20 protein-coding genes are annotated in these 17,256 nt (G+C 32.6%); 5 read left to right on the forward strand and 15 right to left on the reverse strand.

The window, feature by feature from the left end:
• Positions 1 to 50: 50 nt before the first annotated feature.
• The 12 genes from PTSHG_RS02435 to PTSHG_RS02490 all read right to left on the reverse strand — a co-directional run bounded on the left by PTSHG_RS02435 (position 51) and on the right by PTSHG_RS02490 (position 9,532).
• Positions 51 to 1,835 (reverse strand): VirD4-like conjugal transfer protein, CD1115 family, encoded by a 1,785-nt coding sequence (locus tag PTSHG_RS02435; protein ID WP_019107303.1) that lies wholly within the window; start codon positions 1,833 to 1,835, stop codon positions 51 to 53.
• Positions 1,832 to 2,317, reverse strand: coding sequence for a PcfB family protein (locus PTSHG_RS02440; protein ID WP_000606566.1), 486 nt, complete (start codon positions 2,315 to 2,317; stop codon positions 1,832 to 1,834). The genes PTSHG_RS02435 and PTSHG_RS02440 overlap by 4 nt, the downstream gene beginning before the upstream one ends.
• A complete protein-coding gene (locus PTSHG_RS02445) occupies positions 2,314 to 3,165 on the reverse strand; it encodes an ATP-binding protein (protein ID WP_019107304.1) in 852 nt (283 codons plus the stop codon). The genes PTSHG_RS02440 and PTSHG_RS02445 overlap by 4 nt, the downstream gene beginning before the upstream one ends.
• The gene (locus PTSHG_RS02450; RefSeq protein ID WP_019107305.1) at positions 3,162 to 3,941 is read right to left on the reverse strand and encodes a replication initiator protein A; all 780 of its coding nucleotides are present in this window, start codon (positions 3,939 to 3,941) and stop codon (positions 3,162 to 3,164) included. Before PTSHG_RS02450 ends, PTSHG_RS02445 begins: the two co-directional genes overlap by 4 nt.
• 87 nt (positions 3,942 to 4,028) lie before the next feature.
• A complete protein-coding gene (locus PTSHG_RS02455) occupies positions 4,029 to 4,313 on the reverse strand; it encodes a CD1845 family protein (protein WP_019107306.1) in 285 nt (94 codons plus the stop codon).
• Between the two features lie 3 nt (positions 4,314 to 4,316).
• Positions 4,317 to 4,475, reverse strand: coding sequence for a hypothetical protein (locus PTSHG_RS09940; RefSeq protein WP_019107307.1), 159 nt, complete (start codon positions 4,473 to 4,475; stop codon positions 4,317 to 4,319).
• On the reverse strand, positions 4,472 to 5,758 hold the full coding sequence (rlmD, locus tag PTSHG_RS02465; RefSeq protein WP_019107308.1) for a 23S rRNA (uracil(1939)-C(5))-methyltransferase RlmD: 1,287 nt from the start codon (positions 5,756 to 5,758) through the stop codon (positions 4,472 to 4,474). Before rlmD ends, PTSHG_RS09940 begins: the two co-directional genes overlap by 4 nt.
• The gene (locus PTSHG_RS02470; RefSeq protein ID WP_019107309.1) at positions 5,745 to 6,572 is read right to left on the reverse strand and encodes a CvfB family protein; all 828 of its coding nucleotides are present in this window, start codon (positions 6,570 to 6,572) and stop codon (positions 5,745 to 5,747) included. Before PTSHG_RS02470 ends, rlmD begins: the two co-directional genes overlap by 14 nt.
• Positions 6,563 to 7,144, reverse strand: a complete 582-nt coding sequence (locus PTSHG_RS02475; protein WP_019107310.1) for a hypothetical protein — start codon at positions 7,142 to 7,144, stop codon at positions 6,563 to 6,565. Before PTSHG_RS02475 ends, PTSHG_RS02470 begins: the two co-directional genes overlap by 10 nt.
• A gap of 65 nt (positions 7,145 to 7,209) precedes the next feature.
• Positions 7,210 to 8,598 carry a VanW family protein gene (locus PTSHG_RS02480; protein ID WP_026088820.1) on the reverse strand — a complete coding sequence of 463 codons (1,389 nt, stop codon included), beginning with the start codon at positions 8,596 to 8,598 and terminating at the stop codon, positions 7,210 to 7,212.
• 5 nt (positions 8,599 to 8,603) lie between these two features.
• Positions 8,604 to 9,242, reverse strand: a complete 639-nt coding sequence (gene nth, locus PTSHG_RS02485) for an endonuclease III (protein ID WP_019107312.1) — start codon at positions 9,240 to 9,242, stop codon at positions 8,604 to 8,606.
• Between the two features lie 8 nt (positions 9,243 to 9,250).
• On the reverse strand, positions 9,251 to 9,532 hold the full coding sequence (locus PTSHG_RS02490; RefSeq protein ID WP_019107313.1) for a DUF503 domain-containing protein: 282 nt from the start codon (positions 9,530 to 9,532) through the stop codon (positions 9,251 to 9,253).
• Positions 9,533 to 9,690: 158 nt separating this feature from the next.
• On the opposite strand from PTSHG_RS02490, the gene PTSHG_RS02495 reads away from it, so the two are divergent.
• The 5 genes from PTSHG_RS02495 to PTSHG_RS02515 are packed head-to-tail and all read left to right on the forward strand — an operon-like array spanning position 9,691 to position 14,705.
• The gene (locus tag PTSHG_RS02495) at positions 9,691 to 11,211 is read left to right on the forward strand and encodes an ABC transporter substrate-binding protein (RefSeq protein ID WP_019107314.1); all 1,521 of its coding nucleotides are present in this window, start codon (positions 9,691 to 9,693) and stop codon (positions 11,209 to 11,211) included.
• Complete coding sequence (locus PTSHG_RS02500) at positions 11,204 to 12,145, forward strand: ABC transporter permease (RefSeq protein WP_019107315.1); 942 nt, start codon at positions 11,204 to 11,206, stop codon at positions 12,143 to 12,145. The genes PTSHG_RS02495 and PTSHG_RS02500 overlap by 8 nt, the downstream gene beginning before the upstream one ends.
• 1 nt (position 12,146) lies before the next feature.
• The gene (locus tag PTSHG_RS02505) at positions 12,147 to 12,962 is read left to right on the forward strand and encodes an ABC transporter permease (protein ID WP_019107316.1); all 816 of its coding nucleotides are present in this window, start codon (positions 12,147 to 12,149) and stop codon (positions 12,960 to 12,962) included.
• Positions 12,959 to 13,948, forward strand: coding sequence for an ABC transporter ATP-binding protein (locus PTSHG_RS02510; RefSeq protein WP_019107317.1), 990 nt, complete (start codon positions 12,959 to 12,961; stop codon positions 13,946 to 13,948). Before PTSHG_RS02505 ends, PTSHG_RS02510 begins: the two co-directional genes overlap by 4 nt.
• Positions 13,926 to 14,705, forward strand: a complete 780-nt coding sequence (locus PTSHG_RS02515) for an ABC transporter ATP-binding protein (protein WP_019107318.1) — start codon at positions 13,926 to 13,928, stop codon at positions 14,703 to 14,705. The genes PTSHG_RS02510 and PTSHG_RS02515 overlap by 23 nt, the downstream gene beginning before the upstream one ends.
• A gap of 49 nt (positions 14,706 to 14,754) precedes the next feature.
• Here PTSHG_RS02515 and PTSHG_RS02520 read toward each other — a convergent pair whose 3' ends face one another.
• From PTSHG_RS02520 to PTSHG_RS02530, 3 genes are read right to left on the reverse strand one after another with little or no spacing between them, the layout of a single operon-like run.
• Positions 14,755 to 15,258: an acyl-CoA thioesterase gene (locus PTSHG_RS02520; RefSeq protein ID WP_019107319.1), complete on the reverse strand. Its 504-nt coding sequence runs from the start codon at positions 15,256 to 15,258 to the stop codon at positions 14,755 to 14,757.
• Entirely contained in the window at positions 15,239 to 16,162 is a 924-nt protein-coding gene (locus PTSHG_RS02525) for a pseudouridine-5'-phosphate glycosidase (RefSeq protein ID WP_019107320.1), read from the reverse strand. The genes PTSHG_RS02520 and PTSHG_RS02525 overlap by 20 nt, the downstream gene beginning before the upstream one ends.
• A complete protein-coding gene (locus PTSHG_RS02530) occupies positions 16,159 to 17,223 on the reverse strand; it encodes a carbohydrate kinase (RefSeq protein ID WP_019107321.1) in 1,065 nt (354 codons plus the stop codon). The genes PTSHG_RS02525 and PTSHG_RS02530 overlap by 4 nt, the downstream gene beginning before the upstream one ends.
• Between the last annotated feature and the right edge of the window lie 33 nt (positions 17,224 to 17,256).

Below are 17,256 nucleotides of genomic sequence, written 5' to 3' on the forward strand. Positions count from 1 at the left end.
TCCTCCTGATTTTGAGTAATAAAAAAGCAGCAAATCTATGTTCTTTAGACTTACTGCACTCTTGTAATAACCGTTTCTCTATTTAATTTTGCTTTCCCTTTTCGCTTCATATAGCTTTCAATATCAAACACATTCTTCTTGTCATAGTCCTCCAAAAGTTTGTAATTCTTATGCTTTGTAATATCAAATTTATCTGATAAAAACGGTCTTACACCTCGAAGCTGAAAAATACATTTACTGCCATCCATAACCGTTATCTCATCTTGACTCATCAGCTCTTTTCCTGTCTTTTGGTAATTCAGTCCATAGCTATTGGCATTGGAGCGTGTTTCAGAAGTGTTATACAGATCTATGGTTTCTTTACCAAGTGTTTCAGATAGCTCCTTTAGTGTGGTCTTTTCCTTTCCACCAAGAAACAAAGTGCTATCGCAGTTGCCCACGATTGTGTCAGCATTATCTTTATAGATTGCCTTTAGCTGAGATTGTGCTTGAAGAATTATACTCGCTGATATTTCTCTGGAACGGATTGTCGCTATCAGTTTTTCAAACTTTGGAATTAAGCCGATGTTTGCAAACTCGTCAAGTAGGCATCTTACATGAACAGGTAATCTTCCTCCATACACATCATCTGCCTTATCACATAACAAGTTAAATAGCTGAGAATACATAATAGATACCACAAAGTTAAAAGTATCATCTGTATCGGAGATGATAACAAAGAGTGCTGTCTTTCTATCTCCCAGTGTATCAAGCTCAAGTTCATCTTCACTCATTAGTTCTCTTAGCTCTCTTATGTCAAAAGGGGCAAGTCTTGCTCCACAAGATATTAGAATTGACTTGGCAGTTTTTCCAGCAGCCAATTTGTACTTTTTATATTGCTTCACCGCAAAGTGTGTCGGTTCTTTCTTTTCCAATGCTTCAAAGAGTCTATCAATCGGATTCATGTAGGTTTCATCATCTTCTCTTACCTCTGAAGCGTCTATCATATCAAGTAGTGTTGCAAAGTTCTTTTCTTCTCTTGGAGCCTCATACCAGATGTAGCCGATAAGTGCCGTATAGTAGAGCTTCTCAGCTTTCACCCAAAAGTCCTCACCTGCTTTTTCTCCCTCGCCCTTCGTGTTTGCGATGATTGTCTGAACAAGCTTTAGAATATCTTTTTCAGAACGGATATATGCGAATGGATTGTACTTCATAGACTTTTTGAAGTTTATGGTATTTAGAATTTTAATCTCATAGCCATTATCTTCAAGCATCTTGCCACACTCAATCACTATCGTTCCTTTAGGATCGGTTACACAATAGCTACTGTTCATTTGCATTAAGTTCGGTTTTACATAAAATCTTGTCTTTCCGGAGCCTGAACCACCTATAACCAAAACATTTTTATTTCTTGCATACTTTGGATTAGCTGGTCTGCCGTTCATAGTTAATCGTTCTGTTTGTGTAAGCAAGATATTGTTCTGGAACTTTTCATCCATGTATGGTTCTATATCTTTTCTCGTTCCCCATCTTGCTGAACCATACTCTTTTCCCTGTCTGAACTTTTTTGCATTTTTGCCTTTGCTGTAGACAATGAATTTAATTAAAGCGGCTACTCCTATGCCTATTAGAATGTCAGTTGGATGAATGCTTGGAATAAAGCTCATGGTGTTAAGCTCTAATATCCCTTGAAAGATTTTGTCTATAATATCTCCACCTACATAGTTTCTTACATGATGAGAAAAAATATTGCCTAAATAAAAAAATGCAAGATAGGGAATGTTCTGCTTTAGAAACTTTGCCTTATCCTGCACCTTAAACAAGCCTTTGATGTCCTTTAGTATTTTCTCTATCATAGGCTCTGCTCCTTTTGCTTGTTCTTGATTTTATCTTTAGAAACAGAATTTTTAGCCATCTCCTTAAACTTCTCAATGTTTTTATGAATAGATTCTTTCCTTTCCGTTTTCTTTTCTGATTCTGAAAGGGCGTGCTTAAATGCTTTGTCCATCACTTTCATATCTTTTGCTTGAAAGAACACTGAGTATTTACCTGATTCTTTATCTTTCATTACCGAAAACTTAACTCCATATCTGTTCAGTTCTTTTTTCAGTTCCTTCAATTCTGTTTCTTCTACTGGTATCTCTTCAAGCTGTCCCTTTTTAACCATATCTTTTAGTTTTACTTCATTCCCTTTACTCCCAACGAGCTTTTCAAGTCCACCGATTTTTTCTGATTCTTTCAGTAACTTCCTTATCAAATCCAAAAGTATCTTGCCTGTTACTTTGCCGGCTCTCACTTCCATGTTGAGCGTTTTTCTTGCAATTTCTTCATTGATCAAGTCCTTTCACCTCCGTTCAGTAATCTATCTTTATTGCGAGTTAGCTTATCTCTTTGAATAAACTTTCTGAAATCCTCGCCTACAACCATAACGGGAATACACATTTCAATAATTCTTGAATAGATTCTTTGATATTCAACACTGTCCTTGCAGTTTTGAATTGTGTCGTAGGAAAGATTTGTTGTGAAAATTGTTGGTTTCTGTTTTAGGTACCTGCTATTGACAATGTTATATACCTGCTCTTTAGCATAGCTTGTATCCCTTTCAATTCCCAAGTCATCTAAGATAAGAACAGAAGTATTTACAAGGGATTCAATATATGCGTTTTTATCAAAGTCAAAGCTGCTTTTTTGAAGTTCATTGATAATCTGTGCGAAATTTCTAATCTTAACACCTATTTGATACTGTTCAATAAGGCTATTTGCAATGGAGCATGCAAGATAGGTCTTTCCGCTTCCTACCGAGCCATAAAAGAGAAGTCCGATATTTTCTTTTTTCATTTTCTCATAATCTTCTACAAAATTCTTTGCAATCATGAGGCTTTGGTTTTCTTCTCCCTGATAATTTTCAAAGGTATATGACCACTCCCTCATGGAATTGAAGCAGGTTCTTTTTAACCTTTCAATTTCCATCTGTTTTTCTCTTCGTTTCTTTTGTTTCTCTATTTCTCTATCGCATTTACAAGCTACCCTTAATATCATTTTGTTTCCGAAAAATTCCATTACATCACCGTCTTTTCTTTCGTGGCAGACTTTACAATAGGCGTGTCCGTCTTTGATATACTCTTTTTCAGAATCATAGGCAAATTCTACATCCTCTATCATTATTTTTTCCAATTCTCTTTTCATAAATGTTCTCCTTTGTTATATTCTTCCCATGTCGGGACATTTGATGTTTTCGCCTGCTTGCTTTTGCCCTGATCTTTATAAAACCAAGAAAGGATCGTCGCTTTATGGTCTTTATAGCTCTTTCCGGTACTCTTGATATATGCAGATAAGCGTTCAATGTAATTATCAAGCTGTGCATTTAGTTTGATTTGTAAATCAGAAATATCTTCATCAGTTAAAAATACATTTTGAAATGTTCCAAGTCCGTTTTCGCAAAAACTATATTCTCTCTTACTATACTTACTCTTATTATTCTCTATATAGTTAGAGTCAACATTTTTAACTTCCTGAAGTTCATTTTCTTTACTTCTGAGGTCAACATCTTTTACTTCTGAGGTAAAGTTTTTTGACTTCTGAAAGTCATTTCCTTTTACCTGAAATACACTCATAAAGTCTTTCACATAAATGATATTAGGTTTTCCAAGTCCAAGCCTTACTCTTTCAATCAGTCCGATTCCTTTTTTACTGTCTAACTCATCCAATGTTTTTATGGCTGTCGGCTTTGAGATATTTCTTCTTCTCATAATTTCTTCAACGGTAAAATAGATAAATACTCTATTTTCTTTGTCTATCCAGTTATTCTTAAAAGATATTCCCGTTCGTTTTAGAAGCATGGAATAAAGGATAATTGCCTCTGCTGACAACCCCTTAAATTCTTCTCCATCAACTAATATCTCCGGTACTTTAAGAAAATTAAATCTCTCTGCTTCTCTGTTATAGAAATAGTCAAAGTCCATCGCTTCACCTCCTCTCCAAAAAATTTGCAAAGAAAAAGACGATAGTTTTTCTTCTATCGCCTTTGGTAACCATTTTTATGAAATTTTTTAGATTGATTTTATTACCTCATTGATACCTTGTAAAAAAGCTATAACTGTTGCTCCAACCATTGGTATTCCATATGGACTAACTAAGAATCCAATAATCAATGCTTCAATACCAAGTGATACATCTTTCTGCATAAACGAACCTATTGCAGCAACTATACACATAAGCATTAAGAAATACAGAATAGTTGTTCCTATGCCAAGTATAAATGTCAAAAAGGCAGTAAGGATACTCAGCAGCAAGCTGATTGGAAACAAGATTATTTTTATTATCCATCTCATCATTTCTTATTCCTCACTTCCCAATTCACCCTTTGTATCTCCACACACCATATCAATGCAAACATAAACATCAATATAATTTTTTAGGACTTTTTTTCTTCCTCCATCGCCATCTTCATTAAAGACATAATGCTTGTAAAACTGCTTAAAATGCAGGATTTTCACGATTTCACTCTTTGTATCAACGCTATGCACTCCACATGAGCTGTGTTTGGAAAGAGATTTACTAATGCTACTTTTTCCACCCTATATACTTCTTTTAAAGATTTTAAATCCCTTGCTTGGGTTGCTGGGTTGCAGGAAATATAAACTATTCTTTCTACTGGGTTTTCCTTTAAGAAGTTTACCATTTTTTCGTCAAGTCCCTTTCTAGGTGGGTCAACTATTATTTTATTTGGCGAAATTTTTTCTTCTTCCCAAAGTTTTTCTATGGCTTCCTCTGCCGCTCCCTTTATAAATCTTGCCTCAATACTATTATTTTCTGCATTTATCCTTGCATCATCGACGGCACTATCTACTATTTCTATTCCAATTACCTGAGCTTTACTTTTCGCTACAGAAAGTGATATTGATCCAACTCCACAATATAAATCGTAAATTATATCCTCTTCTTTGGGCTCTAAAAACTCAATAGCTTTTTGGTATAATTTTTCTGTAGAAAGTCTATTTATTTGAAAAAAAGATTCTGGAGAAATTTTATAATTTATGTCTAATAATTTTTCTCCTATGGCGTCCTCTCCATAAATTTTTTCAAATTCTCGTGAATAATGAAACTTGTCTCCTGCATTGTAATTTAGATAAATTGATTTTACTCCTGCATCAATTAAATCAGGAAGGACATCCTTTATTTCCACTTCTCCATCTCTTGTTACAAGTATTAATAGGACTTCTCCCTTGTAGTTTGTCCTTATTCCAATTCGTTTTAAGTCCTTTAGTTTTCTAAACCTCCACATTATTTTCAAGACTTCATTAGCTATATCTCTTTGCATTATGCAGTTTTTTATTGCCACAATATCCTTTGAATTTTTGCCATAAAGTCCAATTAGGCCATCTTGCACTTGGAACTGCATATTGTTTCTGTAATGTGTTTTTTCCAGCGAGTCAAAAACTTCTTCTACTTTGATGTCGAGACCTGCAATTTTTTCTAAATTCTTATTTACATCTTCTTCCTTCCACTTTAATTCCATCTCATCAGAATAATTTAGAAAGTCGCAACCTCCACACTCTTTAAAATAAGGACAGGGGCTTTTCACTCTGTCCTTAGATTTTTTTCTTATATTTAGAATTTTTCCCTTGCAAAAATTTTTCTTTTTCTTAGTTATGAGAAATTCAACTTCATCTCCAATTACTCCACCATCTAAAAATACTGGCAGCCCATCTACTTTTGTCATGCCAAGTCCCTTGAAATCAAAGTCAATTATTTCTCTTGTAAATTTATTTTCTTCCATGTCTCAACTCTATTTTAGTATCATAAATATTTATGCTTCTATTTTTATAAAGATGTCCAACTGCTCTCTTATAGGCTTTTTTGCTAAGTCCTGTCAAGTCCTTAATGATTTCTGGATCAGACTTATCGCCAATTTCAAGAACACCACCATTGTCTTCAAGTAGTTCTAAAATTAAATCAGCATCGGCATCTATTTGCTTATAAGCCTTTTCTCTAAGAGTCAAAGTTATAAATCCAGTTTGTAAAATTCTTTGCACTCTTGCCTCAACTTCATCTCCAATTTTATAAATTCCCTTTATTTCTTCAGCAGGAATCATTCCATCATACTTGTTATCAATGGCAACAAAGGCACCAGGTCTTCCAATGCTATAAATAGTTCCTTTAACTATTTCATTGACCTTATATTTGTCATTTACTAAAAGTTTGTCCTTTATATTCATTGTAAGGGCAAGTCTGTCACTCTTATCATGGTATAAATACAAAAGATATCCTTCCCCAACAGTTAATCTTCCATAACTTTCTTTAAAAGGTAAGAAAATGTCCTTTCCAATTCCATTATCAACAAAGTAACCAACCTTCGCCTTGTCAACGACCTTTAATTTTTTTAAGTCGCCAACTTGTGCATAAGGTCTCTTTAGTGTCGCTTCAAATTCTTCATGAATGTTGTAGACAAAGGCTTCAACTTCGTCTCCTACCTTTAAATCCTCTCCCTCGCCCTTTGCAAGAAGAACTTTATTATTTTCATCATCGGCTAAAAAAACTTTCTTGCCATTTTTTGATTCTACTTTTAATTTTTGTATTTTTCCTAATTCCATGCCTTCTCCTCAATTATTTCTTTTCCAATTTCCGTAGTTTTATCGTGCAAATCATCTATTATCCCATAATCTATATTCTTCAAAATATCTATTCCGTAATATATAAAAGCTGGATGCCTTAATAAACTTAAAAAAATTTCATAAGCTCTTCTTACTTCTTGAAGATTGTAATATTTTGTCAGTAACATTCCAAATTTCACACACTCTTCAACTTTTGAGTCTCTCATAAGTAAAATCGAAAGCCCTACTAATTTCGATTCGTCAAATTCAATTTTTTGCAGTAAAAATGTTAGAAAATTTCTCTCGGCTTCCACTGCTCTGTTGTCCTTAAAAAATTTTTCAAATTCATCTATTGCCTGGCTATCTCTCAAATAATAATCATCAACAGCCTTATTTATCTCTCTTGTGTTAATATGATTTAATTTTATTTCGCCCTTTGCAAGAGAAAGTTCGTAGCTCCCATCAGATAAATGAAAATCTTTTATTTCTTTTAATTTCTCTAAATCAAAATTACTTTCCCAAAGAACTTTATATATCGACTTTTCCTTTTTAAATCTCTTAAATAACTTCATGTCTCTATTTTATCACAAGAGCCTAGATTTTTATATTGTCAAAAAAATAAGAGCCTAGGCCCTTATTAATCTTCATCATTATCTTCTTTATCACTTGGACTTCCTGTTCCAACTACAACAACTTTGTCCTTTGGAAGGTAATAGGATTTTGAAATTTCTTTTTTGTCTACTACTTCGCCATTTTTAATTATTTCTTTATAAGTCTTATAAGAATAACCCTTTGCTCCACTTTCTTTCACAGTTGATTCTCCTTCAGGCAAAGCGTCTGAATAAACTGTGTCAACTCCTGGACTAACTGTGTCTAAAAGTTCTGGTACAATTTTTATTTCATAGTCTCTGTCGCTGCTGTTTCCCAAAATTTTAAAATTTAATTTTTCTCCATTTGCCTCTGCTAATATTAAAATAGGATTATTGGTATTATTTTTAAATTTTAAATCCTTGTAACCTCTTGCCACAGCAGCATCTGTACCAAGGTCAACATAATGAATTGGTCTTGAGTGATTGTGTCTTTCTGTAATTTCTAAGTCAGATAAAACTAAAGAATTATAGAGGGTTGTGGAAACTTGACAAATTCCTCCGCCAATTCCATCTTCATATTCTCCTCCTACGATTACAGTTGCATTTTTAAAACCAGTTTCTTCAGAAATTTCGCCCACAACATCATTAAAGGAAATTTCATCGTCTGGATTTAACTTCATGTTGTTAAACTTTGATGCGGCAAGTCTTATGTTTTCCTTGCGATTTTTAATGGAAGATGAATAGTCTGTCTCAAAATCCCCAAGTTTTTTGTTTATTCCTTCATAATAATTAGAATAAATTTTTGGCTCAGTCTTATAGACTGGAAGTTCGATTTTTTCCTCATGCAAAATATCTAAATTGATTAATTCCTTTGCCTCATTTAAGTCCATATATCTACCAATCTCAGAGTCCTTTATAGTTACACTTCCATCAGATTTTATAATAGGATGAGCATCAAGAGGCTTCTTAAAAATTTTATTTCCAATATTTAAAATTACTTCTTCTCTTTTAGAATTATTTATGTCCGCTTTTGCGAGAAAATTCTTTTTAAAAATTGCAGCTTTTAAAATATCAATGTAATTATAAAAAACATTGTCAGACCTACCATAACTATAAGCACTATTTACAACATCTTCCAAGTTTAACTTATAGCCAAAGTCCTTTAAAGGCACAGGCACAGTGATATCTTCATAGGTAAAATTAACTATTTTATTTTTTATCATCTCATCTGTAATGGTCTTTACTTCCCTTAAAGCATCTTCCTTTGATAATCTTGATACATCTATGCCCTCAATTTTTACACCTCTGTGCATATAAGGATTAGTGTACTCTTTAGTGAAATACATTACAGAAATAAAAATTATCATCAAAATAAGCGCAAGGGTAATTAAAATTTTTTTATTAATATCTAAAAATTTATTGCCTAAATTTTCCATAATCATCAAACCTCATAATATCTGCAAATATTATTAATAGTACAACCTTCACAGTTGGGATTTCTTGCAGTGCAGCATCTTCTGCCGTGAAAAATAAATAAATGATGTGCATTTGTCCATCTACTTTTATCAATTTTATTTTGAAGTGCTTTTTCTGTATCTAATACATTTTTTTCATGGACAAAACCAATTCTATTGCTAACTCTAAAAACATGAGTGTCAACTGCAATAGCGGGTACTCCAAAAGCAGTAGACGCTACTACATTGGCTGTCTTTTTGCCAACTCCAGGTAACTTCATAAGTTCAGAGATTGTATTTGGTACTTCGCCATTATAATCTTCTAAGATTACACTAGAACTTGCCTTAATATTTTTTGCCTTATTTCTAAAAAGACCACATTCCTTAATTAGTCCCTCTAATTTCTTTATGTCCATATAGGCAAAGTCTTCTGGCTCCTTATATTTTTTAAACATCTCAGAAGTAACTTTATTTACTCTGACATCAGTACATTGTGCCGATAAAATTGTTGCGACTAAAAGTTCAAAGGGGCTTTCATGTTCCAGTTCACAGTGGGCATCTGGGTAAGTTTTCTCCAATATATCAAGGCATAAATCTGCCTCTTCATGAGTTAAAATATCCTTCATATTATCCTCTATAAAATTTCTTTTTCTATATTCATAATTTCAATTTCGCTGTAAGCGTTAAAAAATTGTATTACTCTTTCAAGGGTTTCATCTACAATTTTTTTGTCATTGGAAACTGTGGTAAATCCAATAATACTTTTCTGCCATTTATCATTTTCTCCAACTTCAGCTATTGAAATATTAAATCTATTTTTTGACTTCTCAATAATACTTTTTACGACGGATCTCTTTGACTTTAAAGAGTTTGCATCATAAATAAATATTTCACAAGTGCATATTCCTATTATCATAAGTCTTATTATAACATGTTTACAAAAATCTTTTTATGAATAATTATTTTTTATTAGTATTTTACTTATTTTTATTCTATATAAATGGAAATTATATTAATTTTATGTTATATTTTAATCGCAGTAGTTACTGCAAATAAAATATTTTAGGAGGAATCATGAAAAGGATTACTTTAGTCTTAACTTTTTTTCTAGGAGTACTACTTCTAGCAGGATGTTCTAACTCAAAGGACAAGGCAGGAGATAGTGATAAAAAAAGTGAAGAAAACACACTAAGAGTAGCGATGGCTACAGAAATTGATTCGTTAGATCCCTTTAAGATGACAGCTGGCGACACAGAAACTATTATGGATCAAGTTTTCGACGGATTATTTGATGTAGACACAGATGGAAGTCTGATTCCTGATTTAGCAGAGAGTTATTCTGTCTCAGAAGACGGAAAAACCTATGACTTTAAGTTAAAGAAGGATGTATATTTCCACGACGGAAAGAAGTTTGGTGCTGAGGATGTTTTATATACCTACGATGCTATGGCAGGTTTAACATCAAAGGAACCCCTATCATCAAAATTTGCAATTATTGACAAAATTGAAGTTATTGATGATTTAAGTGTCAGAGTTCATTTAAAAGAAAGACAAAATGGTTTTATTTATTTGACACTTAGACCAATAGTGGAAAAAGATTATAAAGATAATGGAACTAAACCAATTGGAACAGGACCTTATCAATTTGTTTCATACACTCCAGGTGAGGGTTTAAAACTTAAAAAATTTGAAGATTATCACAAAAAAGATCATATAGCTCACTTTGAAAATCTTGAAGTAATAAGAATTACTGACAGACAAACCATGATTATGGCTTTAAAAAATAAGGATTTAGATTTAGCCGATCGTATTTCTGCTGAAGAAGCCGATCAACTTGGCGATGCTTGTACAATTAATAATTTCCCACAAAACTTAGTACAAGTTATGGGCTTAAACAATGACTTCAAGCCTTTCCAAGACAAAAATGTAAGACTAGCTCTTAACTATGCAATTGATAGAGATGAAATTATTGAAAGTGCAGCTGAAGGTAAAGCAACAAAATTGTTCTCATCTTTTTCTCCAGCTTTAAAGGAATATTTTGAGGATTTAGGAGAATATTATCCTCATGATGTTGAAAAAGCAAAGGCTCTATTAAAAGAAGCTGGCTATGAAAAGGGACTTAGCTTTAAATTAACTGTGCCAAGTGATTATAAGTACCATATGAACACAGCTGAACTTATTCAATCTCAACTTCAAAAAGTTGGCGTAGAAGTTACAATTGACCCTATTGAATTTTCATCTTGGCTAACTAAAGTTTATAAGGATAGAGATTATGAAGCAACAGTAGTAGGTTTTATTGGTTATCTTGATCCAGTTCAAATTTTAGGAAGATACACTTCTGAAAATGAAAAGAACTATATAAACTTTAAGTCTAAGAATTTTGATGCAGCCATTTTAAATGCAGAAAAAGCTTCAACAAAAGATGAAGAAATAAAAAATATTAAAGAATCTCAAAGAATTCTAGCAGAAGAAGCTGCTTCAGTATTTATTGCAGATCCTGACAACAATCAAGCCCTAAGTAAGGGTTTAACTGGCTTAAATCAATATCCTATTCAAAAATTAAATCTTGAGGATGTAAAATTAGAAAATGAGTAAAATTATTTTTAAAAAGCTCATCTCCCTCTTTCTTACACTATTTTTTGTAAGTCTAATAATTTTCTTTGTATTTCAAGTCCTTCCTGGAAATCCAGCAGAAATTATTTTAGGAACAGAGGCAGATGAAGCTCAAGTTCTAGCTCTTGAAAAAGAGCTGGGACTTGATAAACCAATTTTAGTAAGATATGGAAATTGGATAAAGGACATCTTAAAACTAGATATGGGCACTTCTTTAAAATACCAAGTTCCTGTTAAGGATCTTTTTTTAAGGAAACTTCCTGTAACTTTATATTTGACATTTTTTTCCTTGTTTTTATCACTTATAATTGCAATTCCTTTGTCAATTCAAATTACAGCAAAATCAGATAAATGGTATTCATCAATTATTACAGCTATTACACAGCTTGGCATTTCAATACCATCTTTTTGGCTTGCCTTTTTACTAATCTATGTATTTGCAGTAAAGCTTGGATGGTTTAATACCCTTTCCTACAATGCAATGAGCGGAAACTTTTTGCAGAAACTTTCTAAGTTTTTCTTGCCCTCACTTGCTATTGCAATACCAAATATTGCTACAATAATTAGATATATGCAGTCAGCTATTTTAGATGAAATAAACAAGGACTATGTGAGGACTGCAAGGATGAAGGGACTACTATTAAAGGATATTTTGTATAAACATGTGCTTAGAAATGCTTTAATTCCAGTTATAACAATTATTGGCATTAGTATTACTTCGAGCGTTGGAGGAAGTTTAATAGTTGAAAATGTATTTTCACTTCCCGGCATTGGTTCACTTATTGTGCAGTCAATATCTTCAAGGGATTTTCCTCTCATTCAATCAGTAGTGCTTGCCGTTGCCTTTATGGTAATTTTCATAAATTTAATCGTAGACATACTTTACAGAATTGTAGATCCAAGAATAAGAGGTTAATATGATTAGAGAAAATAAACTTTCAATTAAAATCGGAAAAATTATTTTAATCCTATATCTTTTAGTTTTTATAATCTCAATTTTTTGGACTCCCTATAATCCCAATGAAATTGTAACAGCTGACAAATTTTTATCTCCTTCCCTTGAACATCTCTTTGGAACAGACAATATGGGAAGAGATATTTTGTCAAGAATCATGGAAGGAACGAAAATTACAGTCTTACTTTCTTTTGGCACTGTATTTTTTGCCTTGGTCTTTGGTTCAATAATTGGAGCATCTGCTGGTTATTTTGGTGGAAATGTTGACGAAATTTTGATGCGATTTATTGATTCACTAATGGCCTTTCCTGGAATTTTATTTGCCATGATGCTTGTCTTTGTCTTTGGAGCAGGAATTCTAAACACAATTATAGCAATAGGCACTATGTCCATCCCCTACTTTGCAAGAGTTGTTAGGAGTGGTTTCTTGCAAGTGAAGGAATCAGTTTTTGTTAAGTCTGCTATTGTAAAAGGTGCTAGTCCCTTTTATATTGCAAAAAATCATATTTTCCCAAATATAAAAAATCAACTTATGGTTGCAATTATACTTTCTATTTCATCTGCAATTTTATCTGAAGCAGGACTCTCCTACTTAGGCTTGGGAGTTAGACCTCCTCATCCTTCTTGGGGAAGAATGTTAAAGGAATCTCAGGCTTATTTTACTCAAGCACCTTGGTATTTTATATTTTCAGGTCTAAACCTTTCTCTTTTAGTGCTTGGCTTTACTTTGTTTGGCGAAAATTTCAGAAATAAGAGACTAAAGGAGAAAAAAGGATGAATAAATTATTAGAAGTCAAGGACTTGACGGTTGCCTTTGAATTAAATGGAGAGTTAAAAAATGCTGTAAACCACATAAGTTTTGACCTCTACGAAAAAGATTTTGTAGGTCTTGTTGGCGAAAGTGGCTGCGGCAAAACTGTTGCCACACAAACTATTTTGGGAATACAAAGTCTTGACGCTCACATTTTGTCTGGCTCCTGTAAATTAAAAGATGTGGAAGTTTTAAATTTTTCAGAAAAAGAGTGGCAAAAGTATAGAGCTAGATCTATTTCTACAATTTTTCAAGAACCAGGATCAGCTCTTAATCCACTTCAAAAAGTTGGCAAACAAATAGAAGAAATATTGCAAATTCACTACAACTTTCCCAAGGAAAAAAATAAAAAATTAGTTATAGAAACTATGAAAAAATGTGGTTTAAGAGATGCAGAAGCAGTTTACAATAAGTATCCTCACGAATTATCTGGAGGAATGCAACAGAGAATTGTAATTGCAATGAGTCTTATTGCTAACCCCTATGTCTTAATAGCTGATGAACCAACTACGGCACTAGATGCAAATATTGGAAAGCAAATTATTGAACTTTTTGAAGACATCAGCAAACTTTATAATGGTGCAATCCTTTTTATTTCTCACGATTTGAATTTAATTGAAAGAATTTCTAAGAGAGTTTTAGTTATGTATGCTGGAAGAATTGTAGAAAGTGCAGATACCTCTGAACTTATAAAAAATCCTCTGCACCCTTATACAAAGGCTTTAATAAAAGCTGTGCCTTCTTATAAAAAAAGAGGCGAAAAACTTTTCAACATCAGAGGAAAAGTACCTGCCCTTAAAAATAGAAGCAATGTTGCTTGTCCTTTCTGGGATAGGTGTGACTTTACAAAGGACATTTGCAAGGAGAAATTCCCTGAAAGTTCTAATTTCAATGGTCATATTGTGCATTGTCATTTATTTGGAGATGAAAATGGAAAAAATATTAAAGATTGAAAATGTAGGAAAAATTTATAAATCTTCTTCTCTTTTATTTAGAAAAAAAGAAAATATTGCCTTAAAAGACATTAATTTTTCCATCTACAAAGGCGAAATTTTTGGTCTAGTTGGAGAAAGTGGATCAGGTAAAACCACCCTTGCAAATATTATTTTAAGGCTTATAAAAGCTAATCAAGGCAAAATATTTTTTAATGGAAAAGATATTTCAACTTTCTCTAAAGATGAACTATTTAACTACAGAAAAGAGCTGCAAGTAGTATTTCAAAACCCCTATTCAGCTCTAAATCCAAAGAAGACAATAGGCTTTGCCTTAAAGGAAATTTTAAATATTCACAATCTATACAGTGAAGAAGAAAAAAACCAAAGAGTATCAAAAGTTTTAAGAGATATTGAACTAGAAGAAGATATTTTAAATCAATACCCTGGCAGTTTGTCTGGTGGTCAAAAGCAAAGAATTGCCATAGGTCAAGCTCTTATAATTAATCCAGAGTTTTTAATTATTGACGAGGGCGTATCGGCACTAGATGTTAGCATCCAAGCACAAATTTTAAATTTAATAAAATCTTTGCAGAAAGAATATAACTTTACTTGTCTATTTATTTCTCACGACTTAAATGTTATCTCTTACTTGTGCGATAGAATTGGCGTCCTCTACAAGGGCGAACTTGTGGACTTATTTAAGACAGAAGAACTGAGAAATCCAGAAAGAGATGAATACACAAAAAAATTATTTTCTTCAATAAAACTTGATTAAGATTATAAAAAATAAGCTGTAAATAACATTTGTTACTTACAGCTTTCCTTTATTTTAAAATTTCACTTAAATCTTTATTATTTTTTTGTCTTATTTTATTTATCTCTCTTCTACTTTCGTAGCCTGCTATTATTTTTTTCTCTTCAAAACTTTCTCCTATAATTGCAGGAATTTTTCCTGGCTCACTTCCCTTACACTTAAAAGTCAAAAAGCAAAAGGCAGCTACTTCTCTTTCCCCTGTCATTGGAGCTTCCTTGGTAAATTTTGTAAAAACTTCAACAGAAGAATTTCCAACTCCAGAAATAAATGTTGTTGCAGTTAAAAAGTCTCCTTGATTTATTGGCTTTAAAAAAGTAAAACTGTCGCATGAAATTGTTGCAACTCTTCCCCTAGTGTGTCTAATGGCACAGGTTCCAGAGCTATGATCAGCAATTTCAAAGAGCCTTGGTCCATACATTGTGCCACCCGTGTTTAAATCTGTTGGCATTACTCCATAGGTAAAAATTACCTTTGACTCAGAAACTTTTTTTGAATTAGTATAAATATTTTGCAACTTCAGCACCCAATCTCGCATTATTTTTCACAAGAGCAATATTTGCTTCAAGAGACTTACCTTCAGTTACTTCAAGAACTTTTGATAGCAAGAAAGGAGTAGTTTCTTTACCATGAATTCCCTTTTCTTCTGCTTCAACTAAAGCTTTTTCTATAGCTGAATTTATTTTTTCTTCATCCATTGAATCACTTTCAGGAATAGGATTTGTAAGAAGAATACCACCTTGAAGTCCTAATTCCCATTGAGCCTTTGCCGCATCTGCTGCTTCTTTTGGATTTTTAATATTGTAGTCAACCTTAAATTCGCTCTTTCTTGTAAAAAAGGCTGGCATATAATCTGTTTGATAGCCAAATACTGGCACTCCCTTAGTTTCAAGATATTCAAGTGTAAGTCCAATGTCAAGGATTGACTTACATCCTGCACAAACAATCATTATGTCATTTGCTGCAAGTTCTTCAAGGTCTCTTGATATGTCAAATGTAACTTCTGCATTTCTGTGAACGCCACCAAGTCCTCCAGTTACGAAGATTTTAATTCCAGCAAGTCTTGATGCAATAATTGTAGAAGCAACTGTTGTAGCACCATTTAAACCACGAGAAACTATATAGGCAAAGTCCCTTCTTGATGCTTTAATAATATCTTTTGATGTTGCCATAAATTCTAATTCATCATCGCTTAAACCAATTTTAATTTTTCCCCCGATAATTGCAGTTGTTGCAGGAACAGCACCATTTTCTCTAATAATTTCTTCACAAGCCTTAGCTGTTTCAATATTTTGTGGATAAGGCATGCCATGAGATATAATTGTAGACTCAAGAGCAACTACTGGCTTACCTTCTTCCATTGCTTTTTTAACTTCGTCGCTATATTCAACATACTTCTTTAACATTTCATTACTAATCATAAAATTTCTCCTTTTAAATTATTTTCATTCATGTGCTTGGAACATGAATCAGCACTTTTTAGTGTAATCCTTGCAGCAGCTTCAGCTGCCTTCATTCTCTTATCTATATCTAAGTTATTGTAAAGACCATAGGCATAGCCAGCCATGAAGGCATCTCCTGCTCCACTTGCATTTACAATTTCAACCTCTTTTGGCTTTCTCATCATCTTAAAATCTTTTTCAAAATAAAATGCACCATTTTCTCCAGCAGTAATGACAAGACTATTTAAACCCTTTGCTATTAAATATTCCCCAAGTCTATCAATGTTTTCTGTTTCAAGACCTGTTAGAGCTTGAGCTTCATAAAGATTAACTTTTAAGAAATGAATTTTATCCAATAGATTTTTTATTTTCATTACTTTTTTTGTGGAAACTCCGTCAATTAAAAACCTTCCCTTTAAATTTTTTAGTACATAATCCAAAGTTTCCTCTTGAAGATTTGTATCCATTATTGTAAATTCAGAATTTTCAATAATTCTTTTGTTCTTATCAATGTATTCCCTATCAATATTTTTTAACAAATCCATATCAGAAATTGCAATATACATATCCTTTGTCTCATCTAAAATTGCAAGATAGTGAGGAGTTATTCCATCAGCCAATAAAATTTTGGAGCTGTCGACATTAATTCTATTTAACTCATCCAAAATATTTTTCCCAGCATCATCCTTACCAAGAACTGATAGAAAAGTTGTGTTAACATCAAGCCTTGCTAAATTTTCGCAAATATTCCTGCCTACACCACCACTAGAATATTTTATTTTCCCTGGATTTGAATCTCTGCTTTTCAAATTATCAAAAGAATATCCTGTAATATCCATATTAGATCCACCAAGAACTGCTACATAAGAATCTTCTCTAAGAATATATCCTCTACCTAAAATATATCCAGAAGTCATTAAATTATTTATATGTGTAGATACACCAGACCTTGTAATATCTAATTCATCAGCAATCTCTTGTTGTGATATTCTCGGATTTTTCTTCAAAAGATTTATAATTTCCTTTTCTCTTGGAGTCAAAAAAATCACCTCTAATCATTTACTTGTATTTTA

Origin of the sequence: Peptoniphilus senegalensis JC140 (assembly GCF_000321025.1) — a bacterium.
Taxonomy (GTDB): Bacteria; Bacillota; Clostridia; order Tissierellales; family Peptoniphilaceae; genus Peptoniphilus_A; species Peptoniphilus_A senegalensis.

Coding starts and splice junctions, on each gene's coding strand:
- PTSHG_RS02435 (WP_019107303.1), bottom strand. CDS start 1,835: ATGATAGAGAAAATACTAAAGGACATCAAAGGCTTGTTTAAGGTGCAG.
- PTSHG_RS02445 (WP_019107304.1), bottom strand. CDS start 3,165: ATGAAAAGAGAATTGGAAAAAATAATGATAGAGGATGTAGAATTTGCC.
- PTSHG_RS02450 (WP_019107305.1), bottom strand. CDS start 3,941: ATGGACTTTGACTATTTCTATAACAGAGAAGCAGAGAGATTTAATTTT.
- PTSHG_RS02455 (WP_019107306.1), bottom strand. CDS start 4,313: ATGATGAGATGGATAATAAAAATAATCTTGTTTCCAATCAGCTTGCTG.
- rlmD (WP_019107308.1), bottom strand. CDS start 5,758: ATGGAAGAAAATAAATTTACAAGAGAAATAATTGACTTTGATTTCAAG.
- PTSHG_RS02470 (WP_019107309.1), bottom strand. CDS start 6,572: ATGGAATTAGGAAAAATACAAAAATTAAAAGTAGAATCAAAAAATGGC.
- PTSHG_RS02475 (WP_019107310.1), bottom strand. CDS start 7,144: ATGAAGTTATTTAAGAGATTTAAAAAGGAAAAGTCGATATATAAAGTT.
- PTSHG_RS02480 (WP_026088820.1), bottom strand. CDS start 8,598: ATGGAAAATTTAGGCAATAAATTTTTAGATATTAATAAAAAAATTTTA.
- nth (WP_019107312.1), bottom strand. CDS start 9,242: ATGAAGGATATTTTAACTCATGAAGAGGCAGATTTATGCCTTGATATA.
- PTSHG_RS02490 (WP_019107313.1), bottom strand. CDS start 9,532: ATGATAATAGGAATATGCACTTGTGAAATATTTATTTATGATGCAAAC.
- PTSHG_RS02495 (WP_019107314.1), top strand. CDS start 9,691: ATGAAAAGGATTACTTTAGTCTTAACTTTTTTTCTAGGAGTACTACTT.
- PTSHG_RS02500 (WP_019107315.1), top strand. CDS start 11,204: ATGAGTAAAATTATTTTTAAAAAGCTCATCTCCCTCTTTCTTACACTA.
- PTSHG_RS02505 (WP_019107316.1), top strand. CDS start 12,147: ATGATTAGAGAAAATAAACTTTCAATTAAAATCGGAAAAATTATTTTA.
- PTSHG_RS02510 (WP_019107317.1), top strand. CDS start 12,959: ATGAATAAATTATTAGAAGTCAAGGACTTGACGGTTGCCTTTGAATTA.
- PTSHG_RS02515 (WP_019107318.1), top strand. CDS start 13,926: ATGGAAAAAATATTAAAGATTGAAAATGTAGGAAAAATTTATAAATCT.
- PTSHG_RS02525 (WP_019107320.1), bottom strand. CDS start 16,162: ATGATTAGTAATGAAATGTTAAAGAAGTATGTTGAATATAGCGACGAA.